Genomic DNA, 15,584 nt, shown 5'->3' with positions numbered 1-15,584 from the left:
AGCTGCCCGCTCGGGTCCTCCGCTAGCGCTTCGGCCCTGTCGGGTTCAGGCGGTCCGGACGCGCCCATCACGGTCCGCCATCGCAGGGGATGGTCCCCGGCGAAAGCAAAAGGAGACTTCGAAATGACCGCGATCGGTTACGTCAACAAGCAGGAAAACGGCGGCTACAAGGGCCAGCTCAAGACGCTCAGCGTCCGCGCCGACATCGACATCGTCCCCAATCAAGCCAAGAGCGCCGACAACCATCCCGACTTCCGGGTGCTGACGCAAGGGGTCGAAGTTGGCGCCGGCTGGATCCGCACCGGCGAAACTTCCGGCAAGGACTATGTGAGCCTGTCGATTGCAGCGCCGGAGTTCGGACCGCGCAAGCTCTACGCCAATCTCGGCCGCGCCGCCGGCCAGGACGATGACGACACCTACGCCATCATCTGGAACCCGGCCGACTGATCGGCCGACCTCGAGCCTCGCGCCGAGCCGGCGCGGGGCTCATTCCCAGGAGCTCCACTCAAACCCCGTCCGCCCGAAAGGGCGGCGAAAACTCCCCCCCGACTCTTCGCCCGTCCCTGAGACGATCTCGCTCGCCCATCCTCGTCCTCACTTCTCCGAAGCGAAACGAGGATCATCATGGACGACGAAAACGAACGCGCGGCCCGCGCCAAAAAGGGCAGTCCCTTTCTCAGCACAGCCCAAGCCGCCTTCTATATCGGGCTCTCCCAGCGCACGCTGGAAAAGATGCGGCTCACGGGCGGCGGCCCGAATTTCCGCAAGCACGGCCGCTACGTCCGCTACCACATCGACGAACTCGACGGCTGGTCGAAAGGACACCCGCAGCACTCCACTGCCGAGGGTGGTGAGGCCGGTTCCGGCCAAACCGGCCAGGGAGGCCGCTCATGAGCCGGCACCCTTCCATCCATCTGATCGGCAGCCGGCTGCGGCGCTTCCGGGCACGCAAAACCATCGCCGCTGCCGTGATTGGACTGGCCCTGATCGGCTTCGCCGGCTTCGTCAATCCAACGCCCTGGCTGGTCTGGAACGCCTCCGCTAGCGCGCCCGTCGGCCTCTATCGCGTCGGGTTTGCAGCACCGGCTACGGGTCATCTCGTGCTCGTCCGTCCGCCAGAATCGGTCGCCGAACTCGCCGCCGAGCGCGGCTATCTGCCCCGCAACGTGCCGCTGGTAAAACGTCTTGCCGCGCTGCCCGACGACCATGTCTGCGCCTTCAATGACGCCATCATCATCGCCGGCGAGATCGTTGCGCGACGGCTGCCAACTGACACCAGAGGCCGCCCGCTGCCATGGTGGAACGGATGCCGCACGCTCGCCGACACTGAAGTCTTCCTGCTCGGGAGCGACAATATCCGGTCATTCGACAGCCGCTATTTCGGGCCTGTCCCAGCTCCAAATGTCATCGGGAGGCTCGTGCCGATATGGACCGAGTGACTCTCCTGATGTTCGGCACGATTGCCTTTGCGTCATGCGTCTGTTCCGCCTCGATCGGCGCTGAGCCGGTCGCCATCTCCCAAAGTCCGCAGCTTCAAAGGTGGCACGAGTTCACAGCGCAAGCAAGCAGACGCTTCCGTATTCCCGAAGCCTGGATTTACGCCGTCATGGATGCCGAAAGCGGTGGCAGGACCATGCTCGACGGCCACCCGATCACATCACGCGCGGGCGCAATGGGCCTCATGCAGGTCATGCCCGAAACTTATGAGGACATGCGTGCCGAATACCGTCTGGGAGCCGATCCGCACGATCCGCGTGACAATATCCTGGCCGGAACCGCCTATCTCTGCGCCATGTATGACCGCTTCGGATTCCCCGGCCTGTTTGCCGCCTACAACGCAGGACCCGAGCGTTACGAAGAGCATTTGAAGCGTGGGAAGCCGCTGCCGAAGGAGACGGTTGCCTACCTTAAACAGCTCAGGGAAAAGGGGGCTTTAGCCACCGACATGGATGAACTCGAAGGGGAGTCCAAGGCGCCAAACAGCCAGAACGCCCCCTCCGGACGCTCGCTCTTCTTCCTCCGTGATGGCGTTCCCACCGGCGAAGCGAAAGGCGATCTCTTCGTGCCGCTCGGCGCTGATCGCGCTCGGACGAAAGAGCCGAATGGCGGGTGACTCGGCGAGCGGGGCGGGGTTTTGCGGGGCGGGAAAGGGCGGGTGCGGAAGGTCGGCGTAAGGCAAGATAAAGGCATCGCCTCCAGGAGCCGGCGAAGTCTTTGTCTGCACATCGTTTTTCGCGGAGGCTGCCGGCCGAGCCGGGAGGGTGGAACGCGCAAGTCTCTGACTCTGCTTGAAATTGTCGGGAGGCCACGGTGCAGGATGACGAATTCAGGCCGAAGCTCGGCAGAATAGGCTCGCGCGGCTCGAAGGCAGGCAAACGCTTCGCCAGCCAGGTCCGGGCGGCGATCAACAGAGCCGGCGGCAGGCCCCAGCGCGGCGGCCGCTTTAACGGCAGCCGGGCAGGGCGCGGCGGCGCGGCCGCCGCGCTGCTGAAATCACGCGACAGATATGATGCCTTCCGGCAGCGGCGGGTGGTGGTCAAGGCGCGCGTCGTCAAGCTGGCCGGCAAAGGCCAGGATGGGGCGCGTGCGCATCTGCGCTACATCCAGCGCGACGGCGTTACCCGGGAGGGCGCGCCTGGCGAGCTATACGGCGCCGACGGTGATCGCGTCGACGGCAAGGCCTTCCTCGAACGTGCCGAGGGCGATCGACATCAGTTCCGCTTCATCGTGGCACCCGAAGACGGCACCGAGTATGATGACCTGAAGCCACTCGCGCGCCGGCTCATGGCGCAGATGGAGGAGGATCTCGGCACGAAGCTCGACTGGGTTGCCGTCGATCATTTCAACACCGGCCACCCGCACACCCACATCATCATCCGTGGCAAGGACGATCGCGGCGAGAACCTCGTCATAGCGCGGGAATATATCTCGAGCGGAATGCGCGAACGGGCGGCCGAGCTGGTCAGCCTCGATCTCGGCCCGCGAACCGATCGCGAGATCGAGGGGCGCCTGCGCCAGGAAATGGAGCAGGAGCGCTTCACCAGCATCGACCGGCAGCTGATCAGCATGCGCGGCGGCGACGGACTGGTTGCGCCGGTCGGTCGCGACGCCTTTCGACAGACGCTGCACCAGGGTCGCCTGCGCAAACTCGAGCGGATGGGTCTGGCCGAGGAGATCAGCTCTGGCCGCTGGCGCCTCGACGATGAACTCGAACCAACACTGCTGCGCATCGGCCAGCACGGTGACATCATCAAGACGATGCACCGCGAAATTGCCGGCAAAGGACTATTCCGAAGTGCCGCCGACTGTGTGATCCACGAACGATCCAGGCAGTTCGCGCAACCTGTCGTTGGCCGCGTTGTCGCGCGCGGCCTTGCCGACGAGATCAACGACCGCCACTACCTCATCGTGGATGGGGTGGACGGAAAAAGCCACTACATCGATGTCGGCAAAGGCGAGGCCACCGGACCGAAGCCCGAGGGCTGCATCGTCCGTGTCACCCCGAGAAGCACCGAGCCGAGGCAGGTTGATCGCACCGTCGTCGAGATCGCCGCCGTCCATGGCGGGCGCTACAATGTTGATATCCACCTGAAGCATGATCCATCTGCCCGCGAACCGTTCGCCGAAACCCACGTGCGACGGTTGGAAGCCATTCGCCGCGAGACCGGCACGGTCAAGCGCGAAGCCGACGGCACATGGACCATCGCGCCGAACCATCTCGACCACGTCGCCGACTACGAGCGCAAGCGAGCCGCGGCTGCGCCTGTTGTCGTCGACGAGCTCTCATCAATGCCGCTGGAGCAACAGGTCGGTTTCGACGGCGCCACCTGGATCGACCGGGAGATGGTTTCTGATACACCGGAGGCCCTGCGCAACTCCGGCTTTGGCAGTGAGGTGCGGGAGGCGCAAGCCCGCAGGCGGCAGTGGCTGATTGCTCAAGGACTCGCGTATGAAGAGCAGGACCGGACCGTCTATCGCGCCAACATGATTTCGATCCTTCGCCAGCGTGAGCTGAACCGGGTTGCCGGTCAGCTCTCGGAAGAGCTCGGTCTGTCCTATGCTGAAGCGCGACCCGGAGACCGGGTAGAGGGCACGCTCCGCCGCTCAGTTGAGCTCGTCAGCGGCAAATACGCCATTATCGAGAAATCGCGCGAGTTCGTGCTGGTCCCGTGGCGGCCGGTGCTCGAGCGGCATATCGGCAAAGAGGTTTTTGGCAAAGTGCAGCGCGAGGGTGTCTCCTGGAACATCGGTCGGCAAAGGAGTGGGCCCAGCGTTTCATGACTTGCGTGGCAGCCATGCGCAGGTGCGGCAGCATCCCCACGATCTCTCACGGCAACCGTCGCTTCACTCCCAAGGCCGGGCTTCCTACCCAGGACGTTCTGACCGCCGTCGTCGCTCGATTTGAAATCGCAGTGTCCTTGAAAGACGGAGTCGTAATGCCGAAGGCAGTCGGATGCTTCGTTCCTCGCGGCGTGATGGTGGAGGCCGAGGCAACATTCTGGCAGCCCTGGAAATCGGTGAAGCGGACGGGCCCTCAAGAAATTGGGCCGAGAATATCCAAGGTGTCTACCAGCCCGGCTCGTGGAGCAATTTCCATCAAATCGGGATCACGCGCCGCAAGGGGAACTCGGCTTTGATCTTCTTCACACCGGGAAGCTTCGAAAGAACATTACGGTGTATCGCCTCGAACTCCTGGATTTCCTTTACGGAGACGAACAGAAGGTAATCGGTGTTGCCAGCAACAGCGTAGCATTCCTCGATTACTGGATGCTTCCGGAGAGACCTTTCGAAAAGCTCGATAACACGCGAGTTGAGCGCTTCCAGTTCGATCCGGATCGGAATTCTCGTACTCACGGAAAGCTCCTCCTGCCGCCCTGTATCATAACGTCCAGTCGAAGCGCCGCACTCTTCAGCAGTATCCATGCAGGTCATCGAGATGTGATCTACCGCTACGAAGCGCTCCAAAAAGATAAGCTAAGGCTTATACGGCGATCTGGAACTAGTTTTTCCGAGCCCGTATGCACCGCCCTAGCTTTAGCGTCAGCCCTCCGGTGCGCGATATCATTGGGGCGTCGGAGCCCGAGCAGGTCTTCTTTCCAGCTTGCTGGACGGTGCTGTTTAGCTCACGCTCGGCAGCGGGGATGCCGAACGACGCTCCTGCCGTGCCGAGCAAATCCCACCAGGTTCGAATACCCGATGGCATCGTTCGGTCGCCGCCCGACCCCTCTCCACGATCCCAGCTTGCGGTGCCTGCCGGAGTTCCTTCTCACGGCCTCGCTCATCAAAAGCTCGGCGATCGGTCGGATCCGTCTGCTCGATCGCGGCCGCTTCAATTCGGGCTGAATCTAGCCGAGGTGCGTCGGACACCGGGTGAATTTCGCGCTTTTGTAGTAGCGCTGGGCAACATCGGTAAAATCGATTTTTTGAATGAAAATCATCGATGCCATGGATACAAAGGTCTCAATCCCTAGTTGTTCGACGCCACGCTTTGTCTTCCCGATAATCCAGATGGAAGGTCACCGTGCGTTTTCCACACGCCGAGTATCTGGCTGCCGATTTGCCGCGCGCCGCCCATCTCAGGACCCAAACTCCTGGGGTGAGGATTACGCCATCCACGACGCAATCGTCGGCGAGCCTGCACTGGACAGGAGAGGTTCGCCAATGACCAGCCTGTTCGTCGAGGCGCCGGCGATCTGACAGCAATGCCTTCAGATGAAGCATCGACGATGCCGGCCACCGGATGATTCGACACACAGCGCTTTGGGGATCATGTGCATGCTTTCCGAACAGAAGGAAGCTGCTCTCACTGGCGGGACACGAAAGCGCCTTCAAACGGGCGAACCGGAGGTCACCTTTTCCTTGGGTCCCACTTTCCGCTGGCGGTGCAGCCACAAACACGTGAGTAAGAGCCTACAGCGTGCTGTTGCCGGCCGGCGGAGCCCGAGCTGCCGCGGCCCGACCTCATGACGTAGAGGGCTGACCACCCGAACAGCGCCCAAAAACTGGAATGGCCAGCGAACGAGCGGCGTAGTTCCGCAACGCATGGCGCCGGCCCGAGAGATGTGACGGTGCTGCCTGCAGCCGGTAAGCTCGCGCTGACGACAGGGCGGGCTTGCGCGCCGCTTCCGCTTCGCCTTCGCTGCAGCGCGGAAGACCGCCGTGCGAAGGACGGCGCTCAAATGCATTGCATAGCCAACCAAAAAGCGGACTGATAGCGACCCGATTCGCAAGAGAGCGATCCCTGAAGCACGATCAAGTCGACTGACGCAGAAGATGGTAATGCCGTGGGCTGCATAGCGAGGTAGAATGCAATTTATCCTTAACGCCATCGGCAGGGCCTGGCATTCGGCCCTGCTCAAGATAGACAGGGCCCGGTTGCGGCGGCAGCGTAGGCAGTTGAGCGCCGTGGGTGAATTCCCCACCCGACGTGCAGAGCCTGAGTATCACGATGCTCGGCGCGCTAGATGAACAGCGTCATGGCCCAAGTGCCAGAGTGATGACGCCATGCCAGTCTAAGCTGGAGCGGGTCGAAGATCACCCAAAGCGCAGCGTAGGCGCAAAACACGAGAGAAGCCGGCGGCCGGACGTCAGCGTGCCGATGGCATTCAGGATTGGTCCCATGTGGTGCTTTGGCATTGTCCAGAACTGACGATTCGACAGACGGCGACAGGACGCGCCGGCGTGCATGCAAGAACTTGCCGAACCGGTCCACTACGCAGTGGATCAGGCCGGGGATCAAGGTCCGGGTGACTGCATCTCGGCGGCGAGGAATGCGTTCGTCATCCCTCTCTACAGAATTTCGGATGACTAGTACTCCGCCGGTTCGACCTGATGAGTTCAAGCAGCTCAGCCTCATCCGCGTCAGCCCCTTCTTCCAACGCAACCAAAATATCCAGGGCGAGGTGCTCGGCCTCTAACGATGAGCGGGCGATATGCTCTTCACTGCATACCTGGTCGAATACCCGTTGGCATAGATCGAGATCGGAAGGGGATAGACCGGCTCTTTTAAACGGCATTTTGAAAACCCCCAAGCTTCCGAAGGCCGTGATTGTCGCAGTCAAGAGACCAAAATTAGGGCACGTTGGGCTGGGCGAGTCAACAGCATGTAAAAAGCGACATTGCGATGATCGGCACGCCTCAACCGGCTACAGAACCTCGTCCCAACTGGCGGTTGGTGGACGCAAACCGGCACTGCGCGTATCGTTTCTCACGATCCCGCGGCACTGGGCACAGCCCGACCCAGAGCCCATGCCTGCTTGGTAAAACGCTCGATCGACCCGCGGCAACTTCCGGCCGTCATCTAGCCGAGGACGCAGGCCCACGCCCACGGGGACCATGATGGCTGGAGCCAGCCCCGGCCATCGCTTCCAGCCCGGGCTGATGAGCAGATGCACTCTTCTGTAGAATGACCGGATGGCAACGGAGACTGCGCACATCGTGCGCAACCAGTCTCTCACCCCGGCTCTCATGGAGGGCTGCACGAAGCCACTCTGCGTCGAGGCCAGCCTCTTCGTAGTGACACCTCCATGAAATCGCAGGTTACGTGCGATCCGCCCAGGCACCAGCCGTGTCGTGGCGCACAGCTAGGAAAATGCAAAACGCAGCTTCGCGTCAGGAAACCCGGATGGCCGAGATGAGTGGTCAGGGTCGCCGGATGGTCAAACACGCCTCACCTATCCACTGGCTGGATGGCAGCTATCCCAACAATCGATTTTACCAGTTTACCACATGCTACTAGGAGGCTCGGTGCCGGGCGGTGCCCTTCGGGTCGACTGACGCTACCGGGAAGAATTCGGAGACGAGCATGTGCGGGATTGTTGGCATCGTCGGGCACCAGCCGGTGTCGGAGCGGTTGGTCGGCGCATTGAAGCGTCTCGAATATCGAGGATATGACTCAGCCGGCGTTGCCACCATCGCCGAGGGCTCGTTGCACTGTCGGCGCGCCAAGGGCAAGCTCGTCAACCTCGAGGCGAGATTGAAGGAAGAGCCGCTGAGTGGCACCATCGGCATCGCACACACCCGCTGGGCAACTCATGGAGCGCCAACTGAGCGCAACGCGCACCCGCACTTTACGGACGGTGTGGCCGTCGTTCATAACGGGATTATCGAGAATTTCGCCGAATTGAAGGACGAACTGGCGGCGGCAGGCGCCAAGTTCCAGACCGACACCGACACCGAGGTCGTCGTGCATCTCTTAGCAGGACACCGCAGGGAGGGCATGGGGCGAGGTGAGGCAATGCATGCCATGCTGAAACGCGTCAGGGGCGCCTACGCGCTTGCCATTCTCTTCGAGGATGATCCGTCGACCATAATGGCGGCGCGCAATGGACCACCGCTGGCGATCGGTCACGGCGATGGCGAAATGTTCCTGGGCTCCGACGCCATCGCGCTTGCTCCCTTCACGAATGCAATCACCTATCTCGTCGACGGTGACTGGGCCGTTATCGGCAAGACAGGCGCCGATATCTTCGATTTCGATGGCCATCCCGTCGAGCGTCCGCGCCAGACTTCAATGGCCGGGGCATACCTGGCCGATAAGCGCAACCATCGCCACTTCATGAAGAAGGAAATTTACGAGCAGCCCGAGGTCATCGCCCGTGCGCTCGGTCACTACATCAACATCGAAGGGAATTCCGTCGATACGGCTTCTAGCATCGATTTCGCCAGCATCCCGAGCCTGGCGATCTCGGCATGCGGCACCGCCTATCTGGCCGGACTGATCGCAAAATACTGGTTCGAGCGCTATGCGCGCCTGCCGGTCGAAATCGACGTTGCGTCCGAATTCCGGTACCGGGAGATCCCGTTGCCGCCGCAATCGGCGGCTCTTTTCATTTCGCAGTCCGGCGAAACCGCCGATACGCTCGCATCCCTAAGGTACTGCAAGGAGCGTGGGCTGAAAACCGGCGCTGTCGTTAATACCCGCGAATCGACCATCGCTCGGGAGGCCGACGCGGTCTTCCCGATCTTTGCCGGCCCGGAGATCGGCGTCGCCTCCACCAAGGCTTTCACCTGCCAGCTTGCGGTACTTGCCACACTCGCCATTAGCGCTGCTAAGGCCCGTGGAACGGTAACTGAAGATGAGGTGAAGGCGCTCGTCGGGAGCCTTAGCGAAATGCCGGGCGTCATGGGCCGGGTACTGAACAGCATTCGGCCCGATGTCGAGCTCCTGTCGCGCGAACTGGCAAAATGTCGTGACGTCCTGTATCTCGGCCGCGGCACCAGTTTCCCACTGGCGATGGAAGGTGCGCTGAAGCTCAAGGAGATTTCCTACATCCATGCTGAAGGCTATGCGGCTGGTGAATTGAAGCATGGTCCGATCGCATTGATTGACGAGAACATGCCAGTGATCGTCATCGCGCCACATGATCGCTTTTTCAACAAGACCGTCTCCAATATGGAGGAAGCGGCCGCCCGTGGAGGACGGATTATCCTCATCACCGACGAAGAGGGGGCCGCTGCGTCGAAACTAGCCACGATGCATACGATCGTGCTGCCGGCCGTTGACGAGATTATCGCGCCGATGATCTTCTCGCTGCCGATACAGCTTCTCGCCTATGATACGGCGGTCTTCATGGGCAAAGATGTCGACCAGCCGCGCAATCTCGCAAAATCGGTCACTGTCGAATGATTGTGACGCGCTTATAGGTCACGACGTGGGCTCGACCGAACGTGCCCGTATTTCTCCCATGGCTTCGGCATGGGCCATGCCTATGCTTCTAGTCAGGCCGACGCGAAAGCTGTTTGACTAGGCCCGGCGGTTCGAAGTTTCGCCGATATGGAAGCAAGTGACTCTCGCGGCGTAAGGCCACACGCGTCATCGCGGCCTGCCAGTGGGGCTCTGTATGACTACGGTGACGAGTCCCGCTTCCGCACGAAAGTTATTGGCACAGGGCAGCTCAACCCGATGCCAGCTACCCGCAAATCCTCAGCAACGGCAAGGCTCCCCAGCAGTATCCGGACATCGAAAAAACGAGTGACAAGACATTGTGCCGCATTGAGCGGGGTGGGGGTAATTACACCGCGGTCAGGAGGAGGAAGCCTCGGATGAAGTCGAGGACCAAAAGCACGATCATCGGCGAAATGTCGATGCAGCCGAGGTTGGGCAGTAGGCGGCGGACCGGCGCCAGCACCGGCTCCGTGGTACGGAAAAAAAAATAGCTCACGTTGCCGACGAACCGGTGACGGGAACTGATGACGTTGAAAGCGCAAAGCCATGAGAAAATCACGTAAGCAATGAGGAGCCAGTGGTAAATGCCCAGCGCCTGGACCACAGTGGGAATGAGGTCGATCATGCCGTTCTCCATTGAATTGGCGGGGCGACGCGGCAAGTCCTGGTTGCCGAAGCGTCGAATCACAGCCGCTCTTGCTTGACACTATGCCCGCAGATCACCTGATGGCGCGATGACGATCTCGACCGCTCAGCTCGCTCTGGCGATCCGCTGCGCTGCATATGTGGCCTTCGCGGTCGACCACGAACGAGGTCGGGATCCCGACAGAAAGGCTGGCTCCATCCAAAGCTTGTTCTTTCGCCTGTGTGGTCGAACGCGAACCGACAGTTCGGGCAGTTTTCGGTTAGCCAAGCGTCCAATTGGTTCGGGCCTTGTCGGCGGACGGAGCGTCTTCATCAGCAGCGACTCCTCAAGTCCGCTGTCCTTATATTTCTCCTGCAGCTGAGCAGATGGAGCATCACCGCCATACTGGTTCGCACCACGTTCCCCAAAATTCGACGAGGTCCACTTTGCAGTGCTGGAAACTCGTGAGCGCTCGCCACGCAGGTTTCCACCTGAATCGAAGGACCCGAGGACTCCGTCTGCACACGATGCTGATCTCCAAAGCTATGCCAAAAGTTGCGCCACTTCACTGAGCGAAGAGACGGACCGCTGCCTCACGCGTCTGCGCGCGGTCACCCCTCACTCATGTTTGCCGAATCTAATGAGCAAAGGCCGTGCCAACGTGTTCAGCGCCCAGAAAGCCATACTACGCTTTGAAAAAGCCTCCGCAGTGCCGAGATGGCCGGTCGTAATGAACCTGACATTTTTACCAGTGTTTGTTCTGAACCTGACAGTTTGTCTGCGCTGTCAGGATTTGGACACGCGACACGCGCTTCCAGCCGCCAGAAATTGCGAGCCATCCGCACGCTCTGAAGCGCAAGGCCATGAGAGCGCGCGTGCGACACGCCGCATGGCGTCCTTCGATCCATCGATGCCAGGCACCTCGGTGTGTGAGGTCGCCGCACTCCAGATCACCATCGACCGGCGTTCAAGCTCTACCCGTGCATCATGCGGGCAAGGTGGTGGCGGATCATGCCTTGTGTCGGGAGCTGGCCAACCGCGCTGCTGCGAAGGTACGTTCGGCGCGGGCGGAGATCGTTGCGCTTTCCGCTCTGTTGCGGGCCACCGGCCGGTTATGAGGCATTGGTGGGGGGGCGGCTGGTGGTGAGGGCTGTCGATCACAAGATGTTGGTCGCAACCCTCGAGCGGCTGATGCTGACCGCGATCCGGGACCAGCTCGACGCGTATTGACGCTGACATCGTGCCCGACCACGGCCGGCCGAAATGAAGCCGCGGCAACCAGGTGGACGCCAACCGGCGGCGATCAGCGCGACACATCAGCCAGAACCCGGGCCTTGACCCAGAATAGGCGCGGCTCCCGATCGGGTAAAAGCCGGCTTCCCTTTGCTCACGCCGGAGCATGATTTTTTCCAAACTCTGCGGGCGAAGCCCCGATCTCTGCGTCACGACTCCGAGTACGCGATTCGGAAAAAAGAACGCTTTAGAGACAAAACGGCGAGATGATCGTCGAACAGCGGCGGTTTGGTTGCCAGCGCACCTTGCAGCCATGCAGTGGCCGAGCGACTCTCGGCTCAGGGTGGGTATCCGCGGCGAACCGATACGGAACTGTCCATAGTCTTCGCCAGCGGACCTCTGGCAACTCTCGCGGTTCCGGTCATCCCGGCCCATTAGCTCGTCGCACCCGGTCGTGCGTAGTGTACATTTCAGTTCACATCGCGCCGCGCGATGCTTCCGCATGTCCAGAACAGCGGAGAAGCCAATGACGCCTACGAAGTTGCTGATTGAGCAGATCGCCGTCGTGTTCGCAATCGTCATACTCGGCGTATGGGCGGCCACGCAGTGGTGCGCCCACATGCTGGGCCATCAACCGCCACTCGGCTCACCATGGTTACTCGCGGCTGGCTGGCCGATCTACAAGCCGTGGAAACTGTTCGAATGGTGGTTCCAGTTCGACGCTTATGCGCCCGAGGTCTTCGATAAGGCCGGTGCGCTTGCCGGCGCCAGTGGGTTCGTGGGCTGTGCCGCCGCGATCGCCGGCTCGCTCTGGCGCGCGCGACAGCTCGGGTCGGTCACCACCTACGGGTCGTCAAGGTGGGCCGCGACTCAGGAGATCGAGACGGCAGGGCTGTTTCGGCCGGCGGGCGTTTTCCTAGGCAGGCTGAAGGACCGTTATCTGCGCCATGACGGGCCAGAGCACGTCATGGCCTTTGCCCCGACACGATCAGGCAAGGGCGTCGGACTGGTTGTTCCAACTCTTCTGTCCTGGACCGGCTCGGCCGTCATTCACGACATAAAAGGCGAGAACTGGCAGTTGACCTCCGGCTGGCGGTCGAAGTTCTCCTACTGTCTTCTGTTCAATCCAACCGATCCGAGGTCCGCGCGCTATAACCCGCTGCTGGAGGTACGAAAAGGTCCAGACGAGGTCCGCGACGTCCAGAACATAGCCGACATCCTGGTAGATCCGGAAGGCGCGCTGGACCGGCGGAACCACTGGGAGAAAACCAGTCACTCACTCTTGGTCGGCGCCATTTTACACGTGCTCTACGCCGAAGAGGAAAAGACGCTCGCTCGGGTCGCCACCTTCCTGTCGGACCCGCAACGCTCGTTTGCCGCAACAATGCGGCGAATGATGACGACCAACCATCTCGGTGCGGCGGATAAGCCCCAGGTCCATCCGGTCGTGGCCTCGGCAGCTCGCGAGGTGTTGAACAAGTCGGAGAACGAGCGTTCGGGCGTTCTTTCGACCGCCATGTCGTTTCTCGGCCTTTATCGCGATCCCACGGTGGCGGCAGCGACATCAGCCTGCGACTGGCGCATTGCCGACCTCCTGGATGCCGAGCGACCGATGTCACTCTATCTGGTCGTGCCGCCATCAGACATCTCGCGCATGAAGCCGCTGGTGCGACTGGTGCTCAATCAGATCGGCAGGCGCCTGACGGAGCGGCTGGAGGGCGATCCGAAGAAGAGCAGGAAGCATCAACTGCTCATGATGCTGGACGAATTCCCGGCGCTCGGTCGCCTAGATTTCTTCGAAACGGCGCTCGCCTTCATGGCCGGGTATGGCATCCGTGCATATTTGATCGCGCAATCCTTGAATCAGATCTCGAAAGCATATGGCGAAAACAACGCCATTCTCGACAATTGCCATGTGCGGATTGCCTTTTCCTCCAATGACGAGCGCACGGCCAAGCGTATCTCGGACGCGCTCGGTACGGCGACGGAACTCAGATCCATGCGCAACTATGCCGGCCATCGGCTGGCGCCCTGGCTTTCGCACGTCATGGTGAGCCGCCAGGAAACCGCACGGCCGCTGCTGACGCCGGGCGAGGTGATGCAGTTGCCGCAGGAAGACGAATTGGTACTGGTTTCGGGGTTGCCGCCGATCCGCGCGAAGAAACTGCGCTACTACCAGGATCAGAATTTCACCGAGCGGGTGCTGCCTTCGCCAGTGCTGCAAGACGGTACCTACGCCGATCGGCCAGCGTCGCGCCCGGACGATTGGGTCGGACAAGTGCGCGGCGTTGACCGCCGTCTTGCTGCCGAGGGCGACAGCACCGGCGCAGCAATCGAAGAGGACGGCGGTATCCAGCAGCAGCGGCATCCAGGTCTTCCCGAAGACCATCCCCTCCTTGCCCGCGAGCCCGATCAGGAGGATCTGTTGAAGCCTGCTGACGACGATAGCGAGGCGGCTGCCGACAAGCGCGTGATGGACCGGATTTCCATCGCGGCGCGCGCGTATGGCATCAATGAAGGAATGGGCGACGACGAGGACATCGTGCCCGGCTTCTGAGCTCCGCTGCATAGGCGCATTTCAGAGTAGATAACGGCCATAAGCGTTTTCGAGTGTCTGGCCGATGCTCTTTCCGCACCCGGCGCAGCAGCGCCGGCCAGTTGGAATGAGCCGCATGAAGCCGCACCGCATTCGTCATCAGTTTCTGCTTGAGCCCCAATTGAGCGAGAAGCTGGAGAAGCTCAGCCGCAATCCCTCGACGACCAAATCAGCGGTCGTGGCGAAGGCGGTCGAGGCCCTTATCGAGCGGCGTGGGGAGAATGAACTCGACCAGCGCTACGGCAAGAGGCTCGACCGTCTTTCCCGGGACGTCGGACATGTCAGGCGCGATGTCGAGATGATCCTGGAGAGCCTGGCGCTCTTCATCCGCTTTTCGATCACGCTTCATGCTCACACCCCGGTGCCGGACAAGGCGACGCAAGCGATTGCCCAAGAGCGCTTCGATAAATTCGTCGAGCAGGTCGGCCGCCAGATCGCTTCCGGGAAACGGTCGCTTGTTAGCGACAATAGCGGGGAAGGGGAACAATGAGTTCTCATCCGGAAGCCGACCATCGCCGCCGTGCCATGCTGCGCACTGCCATGGGGCCGGCGATCACCGAAGCCCTTGCCGAATCATCCGTCATCGAGGTGATGGTCAATCCCGACGGTGCACTGCGGCTCGACCGGCTGGGCGAGGGTCGAGTCAATACGGGCGTGCATATGCACCCTTCCGAGGCGGAACGCATCATCCGCCTGGTCGCCTCCCATGTGCGTGTCGAGGCGCATGCGGACAATCCGATTGTCAGTGCCGAACTGCCGTCGGGCGAGCGCTTCGAGGGGCTGCTGCCGCCGGTCGTGCTCGCGCCATGTTTTGCCATCCGTAAACCAGCGGCAAAGCTCTACACGCTGGCCGACTATGTCGCGGACCGGATCATGCTGCCGCTGCAGGTCGATGCGCTCAAGAGGGCCGTTCGCGAACGGCGCAACATCCTGGTCGCCGGCGGCACGTCTTCGGGCAAGACAACGCTTGCCAATGCGCTGCTGGCGGAGGTCGCAAAATGTGACGAGCGGGTGATCCTGCTCGAGGACACGCGCGAACTGCAATGCGCAGCGAGAGATTGCGTTGCCTTGAGGACGAGGCGGGGTTCGGTCACGCTCGCCGATCTGGTGCGCTCAACGCTGCGGCTCCGACCCGACCGCATCATCGTCGGCGAAGTTCGGGGCGCGGAAGCACTCGACATGCTGAAGGCATGGAATACCGGGCACCCCGGCGGCATCGCCACGGTCCACGCCAATTCGGCCCGCGCTGCCCTCTACCGTATCGAGCAGCTCGCACAGGAAGCAGTTGTCACCGTTCCGCGCCGCCTCATCGCCGATGCCGTCGACCTGATCGTGTTCATCGCGGGGCGCGGCTCGTCGCGCCGCATTGAGGCGATCGCCGAGGTCGGTGGCCTCGACGGCAGCGGCGATTACGCCGTCACCCAACTCACGCTCCCGCAACTTCAGCAATTTTGAAAGGTCAC

12 protein-coding genes are annotated in these 15,584 nt (G+C 61.5%); 10 read left to right on the top strand and 2 right to left on the bottom strand.

Annotated elements, in window-relative coordinates:
* Window positions 1-123 precede the first annotated feature (123 nt).
* The 5 genes from ACZ89F_RS22420 (at window position 124) to rlxS (ending at window position 4,281) form a co-directional block, all read left to right on the top strand.
* A complete protein-coding gene (locus ACZ89F_RS22420; RefSeq protein ID WP_065010508.1) occupies window positions 124-447 on the top strand; it encodes a DUF736 domain-containing protein in 324 nt (107 codons plus the stop codon).
* Between the two features lie 177 nt (window positions 448-624).
* Complete coding sequence (locus ACZ89F_RS22415; protein WP_476094262.1) at window positions 625-894, top strand: helix-turn-helix transcriptional regulator; 270 nt, start codon at window positions 625-627, stop codon at window positions 892-894.
* Window positions 891-1,439 (top strand): S26 family signal peptidase, encoded by a 549-nt coding sequence (locus tag ACZ89F_RS22410; RefSeq protein WP_476094260.1) that lies wholly within the window; start codon window positions 891-893, stop codon window positions 1,437-1,439. The genes ACZ89F_RS22415 and ACZ89F_RS22410 overlap by 4 nt, the downstream gene beginning before the upstream one ends.
* Window positions 1,427-2,113 carry a lytic transglycosylase domain-containing protein gene (locus ACZ89F_RS22405; protein ID WP_476094259.1) on the top strand — a complete coding sequence of 229 codons (687 nt, stop codon included), beginning with the start codon at window positions 1,427-1,429 and terminating at the stop codon, window positions 2,111-2,113. Before ACZ89F_RS22410 ends, ACZ89F_RS22405 begins: the two co-directional genes overlap by 13 nt.
* 197 nt (window positions 2,114-2,310) lie before the next feature.
* Entirely contained in the window at window positions 2,311-4,281 is a 1,971-nt protein-coding gene (gene rlxS, locus ACZ89F_RS22400) for a relaxase/mobilization nuclease RlxS (protein WP_476094257.1), read from the top strand.
* A 315-nt stretch (window positions 4,282-4,596) separates the two neighbouring features.
* Here the strand turns inward: rlxS and ACZ89F_RS22395 are convergent, their stop codons facing one another.
* Entirely contained in the window at window positions 4,597-4,923 is a 327-nt protein-coding gene (locus tag ACZ89F_RS22395) for an Lrp/AsnC ligand binding domain-containing protein (protein WP_476094255.1), read from the bottom strand.
* Window positions 4,924-5,427: 504 nt separating this feature from the next.
* On the opposite strand from ACZ89F_RS22395, the gene ACZ89F_RS22390 reads away from it, so the two are divergent.
* Both ACZ89F_RS22390 and glmS read left to right on the top strand, forming a co-directional pair.
* Window positions 5,428-5,697 carry a hypothetical protein gene (locus ACZ89F_RS22390; RefSeq protein WP_476094253.1) on the top strand — a complete coding sequence of 90 codons (270 nt, stop codon included), beginning with the start codon at window positions 5,428-5,430 and terminating at the stop codon, window positions 5,695-5,697.
* A 2,107-nt stretch (window positions 5,698-7,804) separates the two neighbouring features.
* Complete coding sequence (glmS, locus tag ACZ89F_RS22385) at window positions 7,805-9,628, top strand: glutamine--fructose-6-phosphate transaminase (isomerizing) (RefSeq protein WP_476097338.1); 1,824 nt, start codon at window positions 7,805-7,807, stop codon at window positions 9,626-9,628.
* A 385-nt stretch (window positions 9,629-10,013) separates the two neighbouring features.
* On the opposite strand, the gene ACZ89F_RS22380 is transcribed toward glmS, so the two are convergent.
* Entirely contained in the window at window positions 10,014-10,292 is a 279-nt protein-coding gene (locus ACZ89F_RS22380; RefSeq protein ID WP_476094251.1) for a YggT family protein, read from the bottom strand.
* A gap of 1,759 nt (window positions 10,293-12,051) precedes the next feature.
* Here ACZ89F_RS22380 and ACZ89F_RS22375 point away from each other — a divergent pair.
* The 3 genes from ACZ89F_RS22375 (at window position 12,052) to trbB (ending at window position 15,576) form a co-directional block, all read left to right on the top strand.
* A complete protein-coding gene (locus ACZ89F_RS22375) occupies window positions 12,052-14,082 on the top strand; it encodes a conjugal transfer protein TraG (protein ID WP_476094250.1) in 2,031 nt (676 codons plus the stop codon).
* Between the two features lie 115 nt (window positions 14,083-14,197).
* Window positions 14,198-14,611 carry a CopG family transcriptional regulator gene (locus ACZ89F_RS22370; protein ID WP_476094249.1) on the top strand — a complete coding sequence of 138 codons (414 nt, stop codon included), beginning with the start codon at window positions 14,198-14,200 and terminating at the stop codon, window positions 14,609-14,611.
* Window positions 14,608-15,576 (top strand): P-type conjugative transfer ATPase TrbB, encoded by a 969-nt coding sequence (trbB, locus tag ACZ89F_RS22365; RefSeq protein WP_476094248.1) that lies wholly within the window; start codon window positions 14,608-14,610, stop codon window positions 15,574-15,576. Before ACZ89F_RS22370 ends, trbB begins: the two co-directional genes overlap by 4 nt.
* Window positions 15,577-15,584 lie beyond the last annotated feature (8 nt).

The organism is Mesorhizobium sp. USDA 3734 (assembly GCF_056279665.1).
This window is presented reverse-complemented; position numbering and strand designations above follow the sequence as displayed.

What these genes read in the sequence shown, in the direction of transcription:
- ACZ89F_RS22420 (WP_065010508.1), top strand. Translation starts at nt 124, where the DNA reads ATGACCGCGATCGGTTACGTCAACAAGCAGGAAAACGGCGGCTACAAG.
- ACZ89F_RS22415 (WP_476094262.1), top strand. Translation starts at nt 625, where the DNA reads ATGGACGACGAAAACGAACGCGCGGCCCGCGCCAAAAAGGGCAGTCCC.
- ACZ89F_RS22410 (WP_476094260.1), top strand. Translation starts at nt 891, where the DNA reads ATGAGCCGGCACCCTTCCATCCATCTGATCGGCAGCCGGCTGCGGCGC.
- ACZ89F_RS22405 (WP_476094259.1), top strand. Translation starts at nt 1,427, where the DNA reads ATGGACCGAGTGACTCTCCTGATGTTCGGCACGATTGCCTTTGCGTCA.
- ACZ89F_RS22395 (WP_476094255.1), bottom strand. Translation starts at nt 4,923, where the DNA reads ATGGATACTGCTGAAGAGTGCGGCGCTTCGACTGGACGTTATGATACA.
- ACZ89F_RS22390 (WP_476094253.1), top strand. Translation starts at nt 5,428, where the DNA reads ATGAAAATCATCGATGCCATGGATACAAAGGTCTCAATCCCTAGTTGT.
- glmS (WP_476097338.1), top strand. Translation starts at nt 7,805, where the DNA reads ATGTGCGGGATTGTTGGCATCGTCGGGCACCAGCCGGTGTCGGAGCGG.
- ACZ89F_RS22380 (WP_476094251.1), bottom strand. Translation starts at nt 10,292, where the DNA reads ATGATCGACCTCATTCCCACTGTGGTCCAGGCGCTGGGCATTTACCAC.
- ACZ89F_RS22375 (WP_476094250.1), top strand. Translation starts at nt 12,052, where the DNA reads ATGACGCCTACGAAGTTGCTGATTGAGCAGATCGCCGTCGTGTTCGCA.
- ACZ89F_RS22370 (WP_476094249.1), top strand. Translation starts at nt 14,198, where the DNA reads ATGAAGCCGCACCGCATTCGTCATCAGTTTCTGCTTGAGCCCCAATTG.
- trbB (WP_476094248.1), top strand. Translation starts at nt 14,608, where the DNA reads ATGAGTTCTCATCCGGAAGCCGACCATCGCCGCCGTGCCATGCTGCGC.